This is a genomic window from Caballeronia sp. (assembly GCF_049581465.1).
Taxonomy (GTDB): domain Bacteria; phylum Pseudomonadota; class Gammaproteobacteria; order Burkholderiales; family Burkholderiaceae; genus Caballeronia.
The window spans coordinates 1-1,518 of record NZ_JBAUSA010000187.1 but is presented as its reverse complement, the minus strand read 5'-3'; the positions used below and the strand labels follow the sequence as shown (position 1 = coordinate 1,518).

2 protein-coding genes and 1 pseudogene are annotated in these 1,518 nt (G+C 62.0%); 1 reads left to right on the top strand and 2 read right to left on the bottom strand.

Features of this window, described 5'->3' with window-relative positions; all coding sequences use genetic code 11:
- Both WCA53_RS04680 and phnF read right to left on the bottom strand, forming a co-directional pair.
- Positions 1-245, bottom strand: a pseudogene (locus tag WCA53_RS04680) (hypothetical protein); the annotation flags it as partial.
- Positions 245-997: a phosphonate metabolism transcriptional regulator PhnF gene (gene phnF, locus WCA53_RS04675; protein WP_423906097.1), complete on the bottom strand. Its 753-nt coding sequence runs from the start codon at positions 995-997 to the stop codon at positions 245-247. The gene phnF and the pseudogene WCA53_RS04680, both read right to left, overlap by 1 nt.
- 229 nt (positions 998-1,226) lie before the next feature.
- On the opposite strand from phnF, the gene WCA53_RS04670 reads away from it, so the two are divergent.
- A partial coding sequence (locus WCA53_RS04670) for a phosphonate C-P lyase system protein PhnG (RefSeq protein WP_423906094.1) occupies positions 1,227-1,518 on the top strand: 292 nt, incomplete at its 3' end.

The window sequence follows — 1,518 nt, the reverse complement described above, 5'->3', positions numbered from 1 at the left end:
CAGCGAAACGGCGGGACCAGCGTGCCATGCCAGCCGTATCGGCGGGGCGCTTTCGTTACGTTCGCAGCGTCGACACCAAGCGCCGCAAGAGCCGCAGGCGTGGGCGTGTCGAATGCCTCGCCCGTCTGGGCGTCGCGACCAAGCCATTCGCAACCGGCTTGCCACCACGCGGACCCGACAGGTGGCGCGTAGTAGAGCGCCAGGCGCGCATCCGGCTTGAGGGTCGCCATCATGCCGTCGTTCATCAGTCGTGCTCCACCAGCAATTGCACGCGATCCGCCGCGAAATGCGTGATGCCGTACTTGATCGGCACGCCGGCTTCATCTACATCGACATTCTCAACCCACATTACCGGTTGCTGGCTGTTGACCTGCAAGCGTCGTGCGATGTCCGGGGTGGGCAGCACGCTGCCAATACGGCTCCACTTGCGCGTGTAGTCCTGGACCCCGAACTGCGCCAGCGCGGCCGAGATGCCGCCCGTAGCTTCCAGCACTTCGGGCAAACCGTTGAAGCGCGCCGCCGGATACCAGTTGCGTACATACGTCATGGGAATGCCGTCCGAGTCGTGACGCGACTCGATCTGGTACGTGAGCGTCCCAGCACGGACTCCCAGTGCCTTCGCCGCGACAGGATCGGCCTTGACCCTCACGGCCGACAGCACGACGCCCCCGGAGACATGGTTGGTGCGCCGCAGGTTCTCGGTAAAACGCGTCCGGCGTCCAATCTGATAGTCGATAGCGCCAGGTTGCACGAACGTGCCGCGTCCCTGTTCGACGCTGACCAATCCGGTGGCGGCGAGCCGAAGCATCGCCCGCCGCACCGTGTGCCGGTTGACGTCAAAGCGCTTGGCCAACTCCGCTTCGCTTGGCAACCGACCTTCGTCGCCGAAGCTGCTCGCCGCAATTTCAGCCGACAGGATCTGTTCGATCTGCCGCCACACCGCGACGCCCGCGCCACGCTCTACTGCAATATCCGCTGCGTTTTCGTTCAATGTCATGTCGGTGTCATTGCTCTCAGATTGAATATCGGTTTGACATTGTAGTGCGCCGCTCATGATGGAAATGTGAAAGCTGCGCGGAGTTTCGAAAACAGACATCTGTAAGGTTAAACGTCTAGACGACTAGATGATAGACGAAACGGTGGATGGACTCTAAGATGGGCCGTCCGCAGGTCTCGATTGATGGATCGGATGAATGTCGCCGATTCCCCTATGAAAAGAGGAAGCAATGAGTATCTCTGCGCAGGCGCTCGACCCGGCGCGTCCGCTGTCGCGGCAAGAGTGGATGGGAGTTCTGGCGCGCACGTCGCGTGAGCAACTCGAAGCGTCGCTTAACGACGCGCTCGATGGAAAGGCTTTGCCAGCGTTTGACTGGTTGCGCGCGCCCGACATTGGGCTGGCCATGGTCAGGGGACGTATTGGCGGGACCGGCGACGCCTTCAATCTCGGCGAGGTAACAGTCACTCGCGCAACGCTTCGGCTGCGATTGCAGGACGGCAGCGGCCCCGTTGGTATCGCGG

Excerpts from the sequence above, each read along its gene's own strand:
- phnF (WP_423906097.1), bottom strand. The coding sequence starts at position 997 with ATGACATTGAACGAAAACGCAGCGGATATTGCAGTAGAGCGTGGCGCG.